Here is a 16,640-nt window from a genome sequence, read left to right as displayed (position 1 = left end):
GCGCGCCCGGTGCCGGAGAACGGCAGGGAACGCCGCCGCCCGCCCGGGATGCGGCAGGAAATACCGCGCGCCGCCCCGTGCGAGCCTTGCCGCCGCGCGGCGCCCGGCGCACCTTCCCGGCATTGCGCGAGGGACATCCGATCCATGGGCACCACGATCTCAGGCGAGGCTACCGCTCCGATCCAGGAGGGCCCGCGCAACAGCACGCTCCAGGCGCGCAAGGAGGCCGCCGTGCCGCGCGGCCTCTCCTCCTCCCTGCCCGTCTTCGCGGCGCGGGCGGAGGGGTCCGAGATCACGGATGTCGAGGGCAAGCGCTACATCGACTTCGCCGGCGGCATCGCCGTGCTGAACACGGGCCACCTGCATCCCAGGGTGAAGGCCGCCGTGCAGGCGCAGCTGGAGAACTTCTCCCACACCTGCGTGCAGGTGACGCCCTATGAGAGCTATGTCCGCCTCGCCGAGCGGCTGAACGCCATCGCCCCCGTGCGCGGCCCGGCCAAGACCGTGTTCCTCACGACGGGCGCCGAGGCGGTGGAGAACGCGGTGAAAATCGCCCGCGCCCATACGGGCCGCCCGGGGGTGATCGCCTTCTCCGGCGCCTTCCACGGCCGCACGCTGCTCGGCATGGCGCTCACCGGCAAGGTCGTGCCGTACAAGGTGGGCTTCGGCCCGATGCCGGCCGACATCTACCACCTGCCCTTCCCCGTCGCCTATCACGGCAAGGAGGTGGCGGACACGCTGGAGGCGATCGAGACGCTGTTCAAGGCGGACATCGATCCGAACCGGATCGCCGCCATCATCATCGAGCCCGTGCAGGGCGAGGGCGGCTTCTACCAGGCGCAGCCGGAGCTGATGCAGGGGCTGCGCGCCATCTGCGACAAGTACGGCATGCTGCTGATCGCCGACGAGGTCCAGACGGGCTTCGCGCGCACGGGCAAGATGTTCGCGATGGAGCACACGGGGGTGAAGGCGGACCTCGTGACCATGGCGAAGTCGCTGGCCGGCGGCTTCCCCCTCTCGGCCGTCTCCGGCACCGCCTCCATCATGGACAGCCCCGGCCCGGGCGGGCTCGGCGGAACCTATGGCGGCTCGCCGCTCGGCTGCGCCGCGGCGAATGCGGTGCTCGACGTGATCGAGGAGGAGGGGCTGATCGAGCGCGCCAACCACATCGGCGACCTCATCGTCTCCCGCATCCGGGAATTGCAGGCGAGCAACAGCCTCACCGGCGTGATCGGCGACATCCGCCAGGTCGGCGGCATGGTGGCGATGGAGTTGGTGGCCGACGGCGATGCCGACCGGCCCGACCCCGACCTGACCCGCGCCCTCGTGGCCAAGGCCGCGGAGAAGGGGCTCGTCCTCCTCTCCTGCGGCGTGCGCGCCAATGTCATCCGCTTCCTCTGCCCCCTCACCACCTCCGACGCGCTGGTGAACGAGGGCATGGACAAACTGGGCGAGGCGCTGCGCGAGTGCGTGGCGGAACGTGCCACGGCGTGATCGAGAGCCTGCGGCGGGCGCTCCTCTACGGGGCGCCCTGCGGGGCGCTGGGCGTGCTCCTCTTCCGCGACCCCACGCTCTTCCTCCTGCATCACGTCGCCCGGGTGATGCCGCGCGCCGCCTTCTCCATAGCGCCGGGCCCCTACGGCCTGCCCGTGGTGGTCTGGCTCGCCCTTCTCGGGGCGGCGGGCGGGGTCGGGCTCGCCCTCCTGCTCCGCCTCACCCGCCTGCCGGACCTCGCCATCGGCGCGGCGGCGGGGGTGGCGGCGGCCTACTTTGTGCCGCAGCACCTGCCACGCGGCATCCCGCCCTGGGTGCTGCCGCTGGCGGGCGCGGCCTGGGGCTGGGGCACCGTCTTCCTCATGCGCCCGCTCGCCCTGCGTGGACGGGGCTGACACCCCGCTGACGCTCGGCCTCGTCCTCGCGGGCGGGCTGGCGCGGCGCATGGGCGGCGGGGACAAGACCCTCCTGCCGCTGCATGGGTCCCTGGGTGGGCGCCCGATGCTCGCCCTGCTGCTGGAGCGCCTGGCGCCGCAGGCCGCGGCGCTGGCCATCAGCGCGAATGGCGACCCCGCCCGCTTCGCCGGTGCCGCGCCGGGCCTGCCCGTGCTGGCGGACCCCTTTCCCGGCTATCCCGGCCCGCTGGCGGGCGTGCTGGCGGGAATGGAGCACGCCGCGCGGCTCGGCCTGGGCTGGGTGCTCTCCGTGCCGGGCGACACGCCTCTGATCCCACCGGACCTCGCCGCCCGGCTGCACGCGGCGGGGGCGCCGGTCGCCCATGCCGCCTCGGCCGGGAGGGCGCATCCGCCGGTCGCGCTATGGTCCGTCGCGCTGCGCGACGACCTGCGCGCCGCGCTCCTCGCGGGGGAGGGCAAGGTGGGCCGATGGGCCGCGCGCCACGGCGCGGTCGCCGTGGAATGGCCGGGCGACCCCTTTCTCAACGCGAATACGCCGGAGGAGCTGGCCGCGCTGGAGCGCGCGGCGGAGGGGCGGCCCCTATGACCCCCCTGGCTTCCGCCTGGCCGTCCCGTCCAGCAGCTCGTCGAAGCTGCGGCGGACGATGCCGTAGCACTCGCAGGACGCGCTCTCCAGGCCCTGGCGATTCGTGATGTGGATGCGCCCGCCCTCGTAGCGGATCAGCCCGGCCGTCCGGAGCTGCCCGGCAGCCACCGTCACCCCCGCGCGTCGCACGGCGAGCATGTGGGAGAGAAGCTCGTGGGTGACGGGGAAGCTGTTCCCGTCCGAGCGGTCATGGGCCATGAGCAGCCAGCGGGCGAGGCGCTGGCTGACGCTGTGATGGCCGTTGCACGCCGCCGTCCGCGCGACCTGCCCGTGATAGACGAGGGCGTAGCGGAGCAGGATTTCCCGCAGGCCCGGCACCCCGTCGAGCAGGTCGCGGAAGCGCGCGGCATCCATCCTGAGCGCCGCTCCGGGGCTCTGCACCATCGCCTCGATGTCCTCGCGGTCCGCGCCGAGGAGGATGGGCAGGCCGATGAAGCCCTCGCGGCCGACGAGGCCAACCTCGGCGAGGTCCCCATCCTCGATATGCGCGACCATCGAGACGTAGCCGCTCTCGGGGAAGAACACCTCGGTGATCGGCTGCCCCGGCAGGTGCAGCGTCGCCCGCATGCTCAGCTCCACCGGAACGAGGTGCGGCGCCAGGGCGGCGAGTTCCTGGGCGCCGAGCGCCGCGAGCAGGCGGTTGCGCGGATGGGAATGGGGAGGCAACAGCGCGGCGTCCGTGACTCAGGGAGGTGCGCGAGACTGACCAGCGCCGGCACCGCAACGTTAAGAACGCCGTGCCCTTAGGCCAGGGACGCCCGGAGCGTCTGTACGGTGATGTACGTTCCTCTCCTTTCTTCCACGCCCCGGTTCCGGCTCCCATGTCGTACGCTACCGGACAGTGGCGCGGCGGAAGGACCGGTAGGTTCCGTTCCCATGGACGTGCCTCTCCCCGACCTCGCGCTCGTGCCGAGCGTGGTTCATGCACCGGAAACCAGCCGCGCCGGCCGGAGCCCCGGTTCCCCTCTCCCCCGACGCGTGCTCGTGGTGGAGGACGAATGGTTCATTGCCGAGGACATCGCCGATGACCTCCGCACGGCGGGGTGGGAAGTCCTCGGACCCGTGCCGAGCGTGGCCGATGCCGTCTCGCTGATCGAGGCCGCCGCCTCGGACGGGGGGATCTCGGTGGCCGTGCTCGACGTCAACCTCCAGGGCGAGCGGGTCACGCCCGTGGCGGACGCGCTCGCCGCGATCGGCGTGCCCTTCCTCTTCGCGACGGGCTACGAGACGGACTGCGATAGAGGCCGCCACCTCGATGCTCCGCTGGTCGTGAAGCCCTGCCGCGGCGCGGCCCTGCTCCAGGCCGTGTCGAGAGTGGCGGCGCAGCGGGAATCGATGGACCTGCCAGCCGCCCGGAGCGCCTGACCGACCCTGAGACGGTCAGCCCAGCTCGGCCCCTGGGGCCGTGGTCCTGCGCCTGAATGGATGGCGTAGCGGGACCTGGCCGACGATGTACGAATTCGTACAACCAGCCCAGCCGCCCCCGGGAAGCCTGTCACCACGGTTGCGCATCCCAGCATCGAGGCTCCCGGTCTGCCGCGCCGTCCGTTTGCAGGCCGGGGATAGCTTGGTAGGGTAAAACGTTCCAACGGATGCAGGGGAGGTGCCGTCGTGCGTATCAGACCGAAACGGAGCCGAAAGACCAGCCGCAAGCGCTTCCGGATACAACGTAGACAGGCCAATAAGGGCTAGCACTTCAGTCGCTCTAGCTGGCCGGGGCGATAACCACCTTTGGGGTGTGCAACTCCAGGCCTATCCCGGCCAGGGCGCCGCATGGGCGAGGACGAGCGCGCCGATGCCGGGGATGTCGTCGAGCCCGGCATGGGGCAGCCCGCCGGGCGGCGGCGCGTCGGAGGCCACGGCGCGGATCGCGGGGTCCTCGGGGTGAAGCCAGGGCTTGCCGTTGGCGCTGCGATGGACCTCGATCTTGGGGTGCGTGTCGCGCTTGAAGCCCTCCACGAGCACGAGGTCCACGGGGTCGAGATGGGCGATGAGCGCGGCCAGCTCCGGCTCCGGCGCGTCGCGCAGCTCCGTCATCAGCGCCCAGCGCAGCGCGGAGGAGACGAGCACCTGGGAGGCGCCGGCCTGGCGGTGGGTGTGGCTGTCCTTCCCCGGCCGGTCCACGTCGAAGGCGTGGTGGGCGTGCTTGATCGTGGAGACCGTGAGCCCCTGGCCGCGCAGCCAGGGGATGAGGGCGGCTAGGAGCGTCGTCTTCCCCGCGCCGCTCCAGCCGGCAAGGCCGATCACGCGCATGGGCGGGGGGTGCCCTGGGAGGTGGCGGCGGACGGGGCGCGGGAACCGGCCTGGATCATGGGGCGGCTGTAGCGCCGGGGGCGGCGCCGCGCCAGCCGTGACCCGCCGCGCGGATGGTGCCAGCCTGCGCGCCCCAGGCCAGGAGGCGCCCATGACCGAGAGCAACCGCCGCATCCTTCTCCGTGCCCGGCCGGAGGGACGGGTCGGGCCGGAGCATTTCGAGACCGTGGATGAGGCGCCCCCCTCCCCCCGCCCGGGCGAGGCGCTGCTGCGGAACCGCTTCGTCTCGCTCGACCCCTACATGCGCGGGCGGATGAGCGCGGCGAAGTCCTACTCCGCGCCGGTGGAGATCGGGGCGGTGATGGAGGGCCAGTCCGTCGCCCAGGTGGTGGAGGACCCCACCGGCCGCTTCGGTGCCGGGGACTGGGTGCTCGGCGGGGCCGGGTGGCAGCGCTTCTCCGCCGTGCCGGCGGCCGGGCTGCGGAAGCTCGACCCCGGGGCCGCCCCCGTCACCACGGCGCTCGGCGTGCTCGGCATGCCCGGCACCACGGCCTGGGTGGGCGTGACCGAGATCGCCTCGCCGCGCCCGGGCGAGACCTTCGTCGTCTCCGCCGCCTCCGGCGCCGTGGGCGGCGTGGCCGGGCAGATCGCCGGGCGGATGGGGGCGCGCGTCGTCGGCATCGCCGGCGGGCCGGAGAAATGCGCCTTCGTGCGGGAGGAGCTGGGCTTTCCCGAATGCGTGGACCACCGCGCGCCCGACTTCGCCGATCGCCTCGCCGCCGCCTGCCCGGAGGGGATCGACTCCTATTTCGAGAATGTCGGCGGCGCCGTGCAGCGGGCCGTCTTCCCCCTGCTGAACGACTTCGCCCGCGTCGCCTTCTGCGGCATGGTCGCGGAGTACAACGACGCCGAGCCCGCCCCCGGCCCCAACCTCATGGCCCTCGTCCGCAAGCGGCTGAAGCTCCAGGGCTTCATCGTGCGCGACCACCCCCGCGCCTTCGCGGACTGGCCCCGCATCGGCGGCGCCTGGCTGCGGGAGGGGGCGCTGAAGTACCGGGAGGACCGGGTCCAGGGGCTGGAGAACGCGCCCGAGGCCTTCGCCGGGCTCCTCGCCGGGCGGAACTTCGGCAAGCTGATCGTCGAGGTGACCTGAGGCGCAGGCGGGCGTAGAGATCGGGCATGAAGAACGACCCCATCGCGCTCGACCAGCTCTCCGACGCCGTGGAGAGGCTGGCGCCCGCCTATTGCGACCTGTCCGACCGCATTTGGGGCATGCCCGAGTTGCGCTTCGCCGAGCACCGCTCGGTGGAGGCGCAGATCGCGCAGCTCGAGGCGGAGGGCTTCCGCGTCACCCGCAACCTGGCCGGCATCCCCACCGCCTTCATGGCCGAGGCCGGCGAGGGCGGGCCGCTGATCGGCTTCCTCGGCGAGTTCGACGCGCTGGCCGGCCTCTCGCAGGAGGCGGGGATCGCGGAGCTGCGCCCCGTCGAGACGGGCGGCAACGGGCATGGCTGCGGGCACAACCTGCTCGGCGCGGGGGCGATGCTCGCCGCCGTCGCCGCACGCGATGCGCTGCGCGAGGCGGGCATCCCCGGCCGCGTGCGCTACTACGGCTGCCCCGGCGAGGAGGGCGGATCGGGCAAGACCTTCATGGCCCGCGCCGGCGCCTTCGACGAGCTGGACGCCGCCATCACCTGGCATCCCGGCGCCTTTAACGGCGTGATGTCCGTCCGCAACCTCGCGAACTACCAAGTCTATTTCCGCTTCCAGGGAAAGGCGGCGCATGCGGCGGGCTCGCCCCATCTCGGCCGCTCGGCGCTGGACGCGGTGGAGCTGATGAATGTCGGCGTGAACTACCTGCGCGAGCACATGCCGCAGGAGGCCCGCGTCCACTACGCCATCACCAATTCGGGCGGCGTGTCCCCCAATGTCGTGCAGGCCGAGGCGGAGGTGCTCTACCTCATCCGCGCGCCCCGCGTCGCCGAGGCGGAGGCCCTGTTCGAGCGGGTGCGCGCCTGCGCCGAGGGCGCCGCGATCATGACCGGCACGCGCTGGTCGTACGAGATCGACAAGGCCTGCTCGGAGCTGCTGCAAAACCGCACGCTGGAGACGGTGCTGCACGGCAACTTCGGGAGCCTCGGCGCCCCCGCGCATGACGAGGCGGATCTCGACCTCGCCGCCCGCATCCGCCGCTCCCTCAGCCCCGGCGACATCGCCTCCGAGGTGGCAAGCTTCGGCGCCGACCCCGCCATGGCGGAATCGGCACTGCATGACGGCGTGCTGCCCTTCGACGGCACGCCGCTCACCCAGGCCGGCTCCACCGATGTGGGCGACGTGTCCCAGATCGTGCCGACGGTGCAGGCCTGGGGCGGGTGCTGGGCGGTGGGCACGCCCTTCCACACCTGGCAGGCCGTGGCCCAGGGCAGGTCCGCCCACGCGCACAAGGGCATGGCCCAGGCGGCGAAGGTGATGGCGGCCACCGCGCTGGACGGCTTCCGCGACCCCGAGCTGCTCGCCCGCGCGAAGGCGGAGCTGGCCCAGCGCCGCGGCGGGCGCCCCTACGAGTGCCCGATCCCGGCGGAGGTCCTGCCGCCGCCGCTGCGCGCGAAGGCGGGCTGACGCTCAGGGATTCGGGGGCCCGGCGCCGGGGAGCGCGGCCGCCGGCCCCTCCGCGGCGCGGGCGCTGAGATCGGTCTCGCGCAGCATCTTCTGCAGCACCTCGTCGCCGATATGGTCGTCCTCGCGCAGGCGGAGCAGGGCGCGGCGCACGGCGTCGTGCCCTCCCTCCTCCCCTTCCGCGGCCCCCTCCGCGGCCTTTGCGGCGACGCCCTTCGCCAGCTCGCCCTCCCGCTTCTCCTCCCCCTCGTCGCCGAGGGAGGCGGCGCGCACCGCGGCGCCGAGCGTCAGCCCCTGCACCACCACCCCGCCGAGGATGAGGAAGGCGGCGACGACGAGGGTCAGGCCCCGGTCCCCCATCTCCGGCGGGGCGGAGAGGGCGACGACGATGCCGAGGATCGAGGGCGTGCAGGCCCAGGCCATCACCCCCGCCGCCGTCAGCCGCGTCACCTCCCTCCCCGCCTCCCTCTCCCGGTTCCGCAGCGCGGCGGCCGGGGCCGGCAGGCAGGCGGCGACGAGGGAGAAGAGGAACTGCAGGGCGAGGATCAGCGCGGCCAGCGCCGCCGCCGTGCCCGCCGTCTGCCAGAGCGGCCAGCTCTCCAGCGCCTCCAGCGCCCGCGGCAGCGCCCGGCCGGCGAGGAGGAAGAGCATGGCGGAGAGGAGCAGACTCAGCTCCTCCCAGAAGGCCGTCGCCGAGATCCGCGCCTCGGAGGAGCTGCGCGTCTCCCCGGTCTCGCGGTCCACCTCGCCGGTGGAGACGGTGAGCGCCGCCGCGATGATAGTCGCCGAGAGGGAGAGGCCGAGCGCGTTCGCCACCAGCGCGCAGAGATAGGGCAGCGCGACCGAGACGGCGATCTCCACCGGCGCCGGCTTCGCCCGCTTGCGCAGCCAGAGGGCCGCGCGGCCGAGCGCCCATCCGGCCGCGACGCCCGCCGCCAGCGCCCAGGCGAAGGCGCCGGCCGCGCCGAGGGGGCTCGGCGCCCCCTCCCGCACCGCTCCCACGACGAGCGCAAGCGCCCCGAGCGCCGCGATCCTCGCCACGATCTCCCGCACCTTCAGCGCGTCCGAGACGGCGCGCGGCACCTGAGGGCGGCCCTCGGCCTCGTGGAAGATGCGGGTGTCGAAGAGCGTGCCGACGATGCCGAGCAGCAGGGCCGGCGCCCAGTCCAGCCCCGGCAGCATGAGCCGCGCGACGAGGGCCACCGCCGGGATCGTCACGGCCGCCAGCCCGATCCCGACCGCCACCCCCGTGCCGAGGGTGAAGCGGAAGAGATGGACCGAGACCCGGATCGCCGAGGCGTAAATGATCGGCGGCAGGAAGAGCGAGATGAGGAGCTGCGGCTCGACCGGCCCCGGGGGCAGCCCCGGGAGCGCGGAGACGGCCAGCCCCGCCCCCACCAAGAGCAGCGGCGTGGGCAGCCCCACCAGCCGCGAGACGGCGAGCAGCGGCCCGGTCAGCGCCAGCACCATGCCCATGAAGGCCGCCGCGGTCATCGCCCCGCCAGCCCGGGGCGCCGCGCCGCGCCCGATCCCTGTGTCATTCCCTGCGCTCCAATCCCCGGCGGAGGCCGTGAGACGCTGTAACGCGCGGGCGGGGGCGGGATGCTCCCGGCGTGCCGGGGGTGGGCGCGAGGGACGGCCCCGGATGCTGCCACGGGAACCGGCTCCGGGCGCGGCCCCTGGCGGCGGCCCCGGGGAGCGGTGCCAAGGAGCGGTGCCAGGGAGCGGTGCCAGGCAGCGGTCCCAGGGAGCGGTGCCACGGGGCGGCCCCGGGAGCAGGCAGCCGGGCGCAGGGCACTCCCGCCGGGGGCACGGGAGACAGGCGGCGCGGGCTGTGGCAGGCTGCGTCCATGCGTCAGTTGCTTCTGCTGCGTCACGCCAAATCGGCCTGGGACGATCCCGCCCTGTCGGACCATGCCCGGCCGCTGAATGCCCGCGGGCGCCGCGCCGCCGCCGCCATGGCCGGCGCGATGCGCGGCCTCGGGCTGAGCCCGGAGCTGATCCTCGTCTCCTCCTCCCGCCGCACGCTGCAGACGCTGGAGGGACTCGGCCCGCTCGGCGGCGAGGCGCGGGTGGAGCCGATGGACGACCTCTACCTCGCCCCCTGGACGCGCCTGCTGGACGCCCTGCGCGAGGCCCCGGACTCCGCGCGGAGCGTGCTGCTCATCGCCCACAACCCCGGCCTGCACGAGCTGGCGCTGAACCTCGCTGGCCCGGATGCCGGAACCGCCGGGCAGGCGCTGGCCGAGGCCTATCCCACCGCCGCCCTGGCGGAGTTCGAGCTGGACGGGCCCTGGGCTTCCCTCTCGGCAGAGCGGGCGCGGCTGGTGCGTTTCGTCCAGCCGAGCGACCTGCCCGAGATGGCGCGCTGAGGCGGCGGCTCCCGCCCCTCGCCCCGCTTGTGCCGGCTCGTCGCGGCTTGCTAGGCACCAGGGGGTGCTTCCCCGCCGGCGCATCTTCCGTCCCGCCCACAATGCCCCGCGCGCCTGGCGCGGGCCGCTCGTCGCGCTCGGCCTCGCCGGCGTGGCAGCCGGGCTGATCGGGCTCGGCGGGCCCGCGCAGCCTCTCGGCGATTCCCCGCGCGAGCAGGACTGGGCCGCCGGCCCCGCCGAGCTGCGCGTGGTGGACGGCGACACGCTCCGCCTCTCCGACCGCATCGTGCGGCTGCGCGGCCTGGCCGCCCCCGCGCGCGGCGAGACCTGCCAGGAGGCAGGCGGGCGCGAGTTCGACTGCGGCGCCGGATCGGCCGAGGCCCTGGCCCGGCTGGTCGCCGGACAGGGCGTCCTCTGCCGCATCCGAGGGCGGGACCGCTTCGGCCGCGGCCTCGGCCAGTGCAGCACGGCCGGGCGCGAGGCGGAGGGGGTGGAGCTGAACGGTGCCCTCGTCTCCGCCGGCTGGGCGCTGGCCGATGACGATGATTTCACGCCGCAGGAGAGAGCGGCGCGGAGGGAGGGACGCGGCCTCTGGGCCCGCGGCGCGCGGCCTCCCGCGGCATGGCAGGCCCGCCGCTAGGGGGACCGGGGTCCCGCCCTCCCCGGATGGACAAGGCCGCCGGGGGGCCTATCTTGCGCCGCAGCGTCCCGAGGGGATCGGCCCGAGGGATCGGCAGGGACCGGCGCTCGGCCGCCCCCCCGGACCGGAATTTCACCCACGGCCGGCGAGAGCCGGCCCGCCCAAGGATCAACGCATGAGCGACGCGTCCAACCCGGGTTCCGTCACGATCACGCTCGACGGCACCAACAAGTCCACCCGCGCTCCCCTCGTGCAGGCAAGCGTTGGCCCGGCGGTCGCGGACATCCGCAAGCTCTACGCGGATCTCGGCGTCTTCACCTTCGATCCCGGCTTCGGCATGACCGCGGCCTGCGAGAGCAAGATCACCTATATCGACGGCGACAAGGGCGTCCTGCTCTATCGCGGCTACCCGATCGAGCAGCTGGCCGAGAATTCGGACTTCACGGAGGTCTGCTACCTCCTGCTGAACGGCGAGCTGCCGAACGAGGGGCAGCTGAAGCAGTTCACGCATGACGTGACGATGCACACCATGGTGCACGAGCAGATCCGCCAGTTCTTCAGCGGCTTCCGCCGCGACGCCCATCCGATGGCGATCCTCTGCGGCGTGGTCGGCGCGCTCTCGGCCTTCTACCACGACAGCCTCGACATCTCCGACCCGCGCCAGCGCGAGATCGCGGCCTTCCGCCTGATCGCCAAGGTGCCGACGATCGCGGCGATGGCCTACAAGTACTCGATCGGCCAGCCCTTCGTGTACCCGCGCAACGACCTCGGCTATGCCGAGAACTTCCTCTACATGCTCAATGCCGTGCCGGCGGAGGAGTACAAGGTGAACCCGATCCTGGCGCGCGCCATGGACCGGATCCTCGTGCTGCACGCGGACCACGAGCAGAACGCCTCCACCTCCACCGTCCGCCTCGCCGGCTCCACCGGCGCCAACCCCTATGCCTGCATCGCGGCCGGCATCGCGGCGCTCTGGGGCCCCGCCCATGGCGGCGCGAACGAGGCGGTGCTGAAGATGCTGGGCGAGATCAAGACGCCCGAGAACATCCCGGACTTCATCGAGCGGGTGAAGGACAAGAACAGCAGCGTGAAGCTCATGGGCTTCGGGCACCGGGTCTACAAGAACTTCGACCCTCGCGCGAAGATCATGAAGGAGACCTGCCACGAGGTGCTGGCCGAGCTCGGCATCAAGGACGAGCCGCTGCTCGACATGGCGATGGAGATGGAGCGGATCGCGCTGGAGGACGAGTACTTCGTCTCCCGCAAGCTTTATCCCAACGTCGACTTCTATTCCGGCATCATCCTGAAGGCGATGGGCATCCCCACCTACATGTTCACGGTGCTCTTCGCCGTGGCGCGCACGGTGGGCTGGGTGAGCCAGTGGAAGGAAATGATCGAGGAGCCGGGCCAGCGCATCGGCCGTCCGCGGCAGGTTTATACCGGCGCGACGAACCGGGACTACGTGCCGCTCTCCGGCCGCGGCTGACCCGGAAGGGGCCCCGGGCAGCCGTCCGGGGCCCCTTTTCGGCTTTCCGTGCCCTGAAATGCCCGCTTCGGGAGAGGCGGGCTTTTTTGTGTTTAGGAGATTATCTTCTCATAGTAATTGAAAAACATCTTCTAATGACGTGAAGTAATTACCTTCTAAAAGCTGGGACGCTGCGAAAGATTATTACCAACAGTCCCTTTAATTACAATCTACACACAGTTCACGGTGCGTTCTCTTGATAAAATTCATGTGATTGCGTTCCTCTATACTTAGTTGTGGACCGAAGGTGTTCTTCCCGTGAACCTTGCATTGTCTTCGCGGATGGCCCCGCCCCCCTCGCTCGATGAGCAGGTCCGTCGCCGTCTGCGCCACTGGCCCCAGCACCCGCCCGGCGCACCGGTCACGCCCAAGCAGCCGGGCACCTGGCTCCGTGCCCGGCCAGGGGAGGCGCAGGCGCCGAACCAGCCCTTCCTGAAGCTGCCCGGCACCAATCGCCTGCGCACGCTGCCGGACGGGTTGTGGCTGCATTTCTCGCCGGACCCGGCGGACCCCTATGCGGACATCCTCTGCATCGAGGCGTGTTCGAGCTTGCAGAACCTGTTGGACAAGCGCTCCCGCTTCGCGCCCTCCACTACCTCGCTGCTGGCGGTCTGCCCCGTGCCCTGGCTGCTCGCCCCCTGCCAGCCGCACGACCCCACGCCGCGGTGGAAGCTCATCCGGGTGCTCCGGTCCGAGCCGGTGGACCCGCTCGTGCTGCCGGTGCGGGACGTGCGGGTGCTCTACGGGCTGAAGTCGCGGCAGTACGAGGGTTTCGCGCGCACGCAGATGCCCCAGGCGCACGAGTATTTCTGCCCGATGGAGGCGCTGACGGCCGAGCGCGGGGACGAGAACCCGGCGATGCGCGCCCTGCTCGCCCGGGCGAGCGCGGCGGCCAACTTCATGAACCTGCCGGGGTGAAGGCGCCGGGGTGCTGCTGGGGCATTCGGGGGAAGGATGGGCGACCTACGGGATTCGAACCCGTGACATCCAAGACCACAACCTGGCGCTCTACCGACTGAGCTAAGGCCGCCATATCGCTGGAACCGAAGGCTCCGGCCGCTGGAACCGAAGGTTCCGGCCGCTGGAACCGGGGTTCCGGCCGCCGGGTCCGGGAGAGCCCGGCCGGCGGCGCGGTTTAGGGTGAGCCGGGCCCTTCCGTCAACCGTCCCCGCGAAGGACCCCGCGCGGAGGCGCTATCCCGCGGCGCGGACCCCGTCCGCCCGCGCGGCCTTCCAGGCGCCGAGCCGCGCCAGCGCCTCGTCCAGCACCGCATCCGCCTTGCAGAAGGCGAAGCGGGCGTAGTGGTTCGGGGCTCCCTCCCCGGCATAGAAGGCCGAGACGGGGATGGCGGTGACCTTCGCGGCCTCGGTGATGTGCCGGCAGAAGGCCACGTCGTCCCCGGTGAAGCCCAGCGGCCGGAAGTCGGCCGTGATGAAGTAGGAGCCCTGGGTGGGCAGCACCCCGAATCCGAGGGCGGACAGCCCCGCCGCCAACCGGTCCCGCTTCGCCTGGAGGTCGGCGGAGAGGCCGCTGAAATAGGCGTCGTCCAGCCCGAGCCCGACCGCGACCGCCCGCTGGAGGTTGGGCGGGGTGGTGAAGGTGAGGAGCTGGTGCGCCTTGGCGATGTTGGGCGCGAGCGAGCGGTCGGCGGTGATGTAGCCCACCTTCCAGCCCGTGAGGCTGAAGGTCTTGCCCGCGCTGCCGATCCGCATGCAGCGCTCCCGCATGCCCGGCAGCGTCATCAACGGGATGTGGGACCAGCCGTCGAAGGTGAGGTGCTCATAGACCTCGTCGCAGACGGCATAGGCGCCGTGGCGCTGGACGAGATCGGCCACGAAGGCCAACTCGGCGGCGGTGAAGACTTTGCCGGCGGGGTTCATGGGGGAGTTCAGCAGGATCGCCTTGGTGCGCGGCCCGAAGGCGGCGGCCAGCTCGGCCCGCGGCAGCTCCCAGCGCGGCGGCGCTAGGCGGACGAGCCGGGGCACGGCGCCGAGCATCCGCACCACCGGCAGGTAGGTGTCATAGAGCGGCTCGATCAGCACGCACTCGTCGCCGGGGTTCAGCACGGCCATGAGGCAGGCGGTGATGGCCTCGGTGGCGCCGGAGGTGACGACGACCTCGGAAAGCGGGTCGATCTCCAGCCCGTAGAAGCGCCGATTCGCCCCGGCGACCGCGTTGCGCAGTTCCGGCACCCCGGTCAGGGGCGGGTACTGATTGCGGTTGTCGAGCAGCGCCTCGGCCGCGGCCCGGACCACGACCTCCGGCCCCTCTTGGTCGGGAAAGCCCTGGCCGAGGTTGATCGCCCCGTGCTGCACGGCGAGCGCCGACATGACGGTGAAGACCGTCGTGCCGGTGGCGGAGAGAAGGTCGTTCTGGGGCTTGAGCGGGGCGGTCATGATCGGGCGCAGGACGTTCCGGATGGGGTGGCACCGCGGCGGCGGCGGCCCCGCCCGGGCCCGCCCATGATGGGGTCGCAGGCCCCCCGGCGCAATCACGGGTCGTCTCTCTGCCTGCAGTTTGGGCAAATGCCCCCGCCGGGAGCGCCGGTTTCGTCCGGACCCCGAAATTCCTCCCGCGCCATCCTTGCCCGCCCGGCACGGGCCGTGCAACGTCCGCCCGCCAGCGTCCCGCGTTTCCGGGGCGCGGCCAAGACGCGGGAGGAGCGGGGTGCCCGCACCCCGTGGGATACGGAGCCGATGAAGAAGATCGAAGCCATCATCAAGCCCTTCAAGCTGGACGAAGTGAAGGACGCCCTTCACGAGATCGGCCTCCAGGGGCTGACCGTGGTCGAGGCCAAGGGCTTCGGGCGCCAGAAGGGCCATACCGAGCTTTACCGCGGCGCGGAGTACGTCGTGGACTTCCTGCCGAAGGTGAAGATCGAGGTGATCTGCTCCGACGACCTCTGCGAGCGCGCCGTGGAGGCGATCACCGCCGCCGCGCGCACGGGCCGCATCGGCGACGGCAAGATCTTCATCACCGACGTGCAGGACGTGATCCGCATCCGCACCGGCGAGCGCGGCGAAGAGGCCGTGTGAGGGTTTCCCGCCGCAGCGCCCCGTAGAGGCGCGCGGCGGGCCATGACGGGGCTCCCCCTTGCGCGGCGAGGGGCCCCGCGACATCAACGCGTACCCAGGGGAACAGGACCCAGCGAATGGCGAACGATAAGGAAAGCGTCTCCCGCGTGATGGAGATGATCAAGGAGAACAGCGTCGAGTACGTGGACTTCCGGTTCACGGACCCGAAGGGCAAGTGGCAGCACACCGCCCAGCACGTCTCCACGATCGAGGAGGACACCTTCGCCGAGGGCATCATGTTCGACGGCTCGTCCATCGCCGGCTGGAAGGCGATCAACGAGTCCGACATGATCCTGATGCCGGACACGCTGAACGCCTGCATGGACCCGTTCAGCGCCAAGCCGCAGCTCATCGTCTTCTGCGACATCTACGACCCCTCCACCGGCCAGCGCTACAACCGCGACCCCCGCGGCACGGCGAAGAAGGCCGAGGAGTACCTGCGCGCCTCCGGCATCGGTGACACGGCCTTCTTCGGCCCCGAGGCCGAGTTCTTCGTGTTCGACGACGTGAAGTTCGGCACGGGCGGCAACTACGGCCACTACAAGCTCGAGAGCGGCGAGGGCCCGGGCGCGTCCATGAAGGACTTCCCCGAGGGGAACATGGGCCACCGCCCCGGCGTGAAGGGCGGCTATTTCCCGGTGAACCCGGTCGACAGCGAGGTCGACCTGCGCGCCGAGATGCTGTCGACGATGATGGAGATGGGCGTCCTCGGCGAGAAGCACCACCATGAGGTGGCGCAGAGCCAGCACGAGCTCGGCACGAAGTTCGGCCCGCTGATCACGCAGGCCGACCACATGCAGATCTACAAGTACGTCATCCACAACGTGGCGCATTCCTACGGGAAGACCGCGACGTTCATGCCGAAGCCGATCTACGGCGACAACGGCTCGGGCATGCACGTGCACCAGTCCATCTGGAAGGACGGCAAGCCGCTCTTCGCCGGCAACGGCTATGCGGACCTGTCCGACTACGCGCTGTGGTACATCGGCGGCATCATCAAGCACGCCAAGTCCCTCAACGCCTTCACCAACCCGCTGACCAACTCCTACAAGCGGCTGATCCCGGGCTTCGAGGCCCCCGTGCTGCTGGCCTACTCGGCCCGCAACCGCTCCGCCTCTTGCCGCATCCCCTACGCGACGAGCCCGAAGGCCAAGCGCGTCGAGGTGCGCTTCCCCGATCCCGGCGCGAACCCCTACCTGGCTTTCGCGGCGATGCTCATGGCGGGCCTTGATGGCATCAAGAACAAGATCCATCCGGGCGAGGCGATGGACAAGGACCTCTACGACCTGCCGCCGGAGGAGCTGAAGGGCATCCCGACGGTCTGCGGCTCGCTCCGCGAGGCGCTGCAGTCCCTCGAGGCCGACAACGACTACCTGCTGGCCGGCGACGTCTTCTCGAAGGACCAGATCGAGAGCTACATCGAGCTGAAGTGGCACGACGTGTACAAGTTCGAGCACACGCCGCACCCCGTCGAGTTCGAGATGTACTACTCCGTTTGACCGGAACGGCCGGCGCCCCCCACGGGTGCCGGCCTCCCCGACAGGCTTTCCGGACCGGGCCGCCGTCAGACCGACGCGGCCCGGTTTCTTTATGGGCGCGCCCCG

16 protein-coding genes and 1 tRNA gene are annotated in these 16,640 nt (G+C 71.7%); 12 read left to right on the top strand and 5 right to left on the bottom strand.

The genetic code is table 11. From position 1 onward, the window contains the following. Positions 1-144: 144 nt before the first annotated feature. The 3 genes from gabT to mobA are packed head-to-tail and all read left to right on the top strand — an operon-like array spanning position 145 to position 2,496. On the top strand, positions 145-1,494 hold the full coding sequence (gene gabT / locus FHS87_RS17000) for a 4-aminobutyrate--2-oxoglutarate transaminase (RefSeq protein WP_184520584.1): 1,350 nt from the start codon (positions 145-147) through the stop codon (positions 1,492-1,494). After that, positions 1,491-1,889 carry a hypothetical protein gene (locus FHS87_RS16995; RefSeq protein ID WP_184520583.1) on the top strand — a complete coding sequence of 133 codons (399 nt, stop codon included), beginning with the start codon at positions 1,491-1,493 and terminating at the stop codon, positions 1,887-1,889. The genes gabT and FHS87_RS16995 overlap by 4 nt, the downstream gene beginning before the upstream one ends. Continuing rightward, positions 1,876-2,496: a molybdenum cofactor guanylyltransferase MobA gene (gene mobA / locus FHS87_RS16990; protein WP_184520582.1), complete on the top strand. Its 621-nt coding sequence runs from the start codon at positions 1,876-1,878 to the stop codon at positions 2,494-2,496. Before FHS87_RS16995 ends, mobA begins: the two co-directional genes overlap by 14 nt. Here the strand turns inward: mobA and FHS87_RS16985 are convergent. Further along, positions 2,491-3,222 carry a Crp/Fnr family transcriptional regulator gene (locus FHS87_RS16985; RefSeq protein ID WP_246418483.1) on the bottom strand — a complete coding sequence of 244 codons (732 nt, stop codon included), beginning with the start codon at positions 3,220-3,222 and terminating at the stop codon, positions 2,491-2,493. The two genes, mobA and FHS87_RS16985, sit on opposite strands and share 6 nt — an antisense overlap. Positions 3,223-3,432: 210 nt before the next feature. Here FHS87_RS16985 and FHS87_RS16980 point away from each other — a divergent pair, with 210 nt between their 5' ends. Then, positions 3,433-3,921 (top strand): response regulator, encoded by a 489-nt coding sequence (locus tag FHS87_RS16980; protein WP_221300023.1) that lies wholly within the window; start codon positions 3,433-3,435, stop codon positions 3,919-3,921. 387 nt (positions 3,922-4,308) lie between these two features. Here FHS87_RS16980 and mobB read toward each other — a convergent pair whose 3' ends face one another. Further along, on the bottom strand, positions 4,309-4,809 hold the full coding sequence (gene mobB / locus FHS87_RS16975; RefSeq protein ID WP_184520581.1) for a molybdopterin-guanine dinucleotide biosynthesis protein B: 501 nt from the start codon (positions 4,807-4,809) through the stop codon (positions 4,309-4,311). 151 nt (positions 4,810-4,960) lie between these two features. On the opposite strand from mobB, the gene FHS87_RS16970 reads away from it, so the two are divergent. Both FHS87_RS16970 and FHS87_RS16965 read left to right on the top strand, forming a co-directional pair. Beyond that, on the top strand, positions 4,961-5,962 hold the full coding sequence (locus FHS87_RS16970) for an NADP-dependent oxidoreductase (protein WP_184520580.1): 1,002 nt from the start codon (positions 4,961-4,963) through the stop codon (positions 5,960-5,962). A gap of 26 nt (positions 5,963-5,988) precedes the next feature. After that, positions 5,989-7,428, top strand: coding sequence for a M20 family metallopeptidase (locus tag FHS87_RS16965; RefSeq protein ID WP_184520579.1), 1,440 nt, complete (start codon positions 5,989-5,991; stop codon positions 7,426-7,428). Between the two features lie 3 nt (positions 7,429-7,431). Here the strand turns inward: FHS87_RS16965 and FHS87_RS16960 are convergent, their stop codons facing one another. Then, entirely contained in the window at positions 7,432-8,919 is a 1,488-nt protein-coding gene (locus FHS87_RS16960) for a cation:proton antiporter domain-containing protein (RefSeq protein WP_184520578.1), read from the bottom strand. Between the two features lie 356 nt (positions 8,920-9,275). On the opposite strand from FHS87_RS16960, the gene FHS87_RS16955 reads away from it, so the two are divergent. From FHS87_RS16955 to FHS87_RS16940, 4 genes are all read left to right on the top strand, one after another. Continuing rightward, positions 9,276-9,797 carry a SixA phosphatase family protein gene (locus tag FHS87_RS16955; protein WP_184520577.1) on the top strand — a complete coding sequence of 174 codons (522 nt, stop codon included), beginning with the start codon at positions 9,276-9,278 and terminating at the stop codon, positions 9,795-9,797. Positions 9,798-9,861: 64 nt separating this feature from the next. Next, entirely contained in the window at positions 9,862-10,437 is a 576-nt protein-coding gene (locus FHS87_RS16950) for a thermonuclease family protein (RefSeq protein ID WP_184520576.1), read from the top strand. 175 nt (positions 10,438-10,612) lie between these two features. Continuing rightward, on the top strand, positions 10,613-11,923 hold the full coding sequence (gltA, locus tag FHS87_RS16945) for a citrate synthase (protein ID WP_184520575.1): 1,311 nt from the start codon (positions 10,613-10,615) through the stop codon (positions 11,921-11,923). A 321-nt stretch (positions 11,924-12,244) separates the two neighbouring features. After that, positions 12,245-12,880 (top strand): hypothetical protein, encoded by a 636-nt coding sequence (locus tag FHS87_RS16940; protein ID WP_184520574.1) that lies wholly within the window; start codon positions 12,245-12,247, stop codon positions 12,878-12,880. Between the two features lie 39 nt (positions 12,881-12,919). Here the strand turns inward: FHS87_RS16940 and FHS87_RS16935 are convergent. Further along, positions 12,920-12,992, bottom strand: a tRNA-His gene (locus tag FHS87_RS16935). Positions 12,993-13,155: 163 nt separating this feature from the next. Further along, entirely contained in the window at positions 13,156-14,358 is a 1,203-nt protein-coding gene (locus tag FHS87_RS16930; RefSeq protein WP_184520573.1) for an aminotransferase, read from the bottom strand. 300 nt (positions 14,359-14,658) lie between these two features. Here FHS87_RS16930 and FHS87_RS16925 point away from each other — a divergent pair, with 300 nt between their 5' ends. Both FHS87_RS16925 and glnA read left to right on the top strand, forming a co-directional pair. Further along, entirely contained in the window at positions 14,659-14,997 is a 339-nt protein-coding gene (locus FHS87_RS16925; protein ID WP_184520572.1) for a P-II family nitrogen regulator, read from the top strand. A 116-nt stretch (positions 14,998-15,113) separates the two neighbouring features. Then, complete coding sequence (glnA, locus tag FHS87_RS16920; RefSeq protein WP_184520571.1) at positions 15,114-16,535, top strand: type I glutamate--ammonia ligase; 1,422 nt, start codon at positions 15,114-15,116, stop codon at positions 16,533-16,535. Positions 16,536-16,640 lie beyond the last annotated feature (105 nt).

It is taken from the genome of Muricoccus pecuniae (genome assembly GCF_014199205.1).
GTDB classification, from domain to species: domain Bacteria; phylum Pseudomonadota; class Alphaproteobacteria; order Acetobacterales; family Acetobacteraceae; genus Roseomonas; species Roseomonas pecuniae.
The sequence above is the reverse complement of the archived record's forward strand: the minus strand, read 5'-3'. Positions and strand labels throughout refer to the sequence as shown.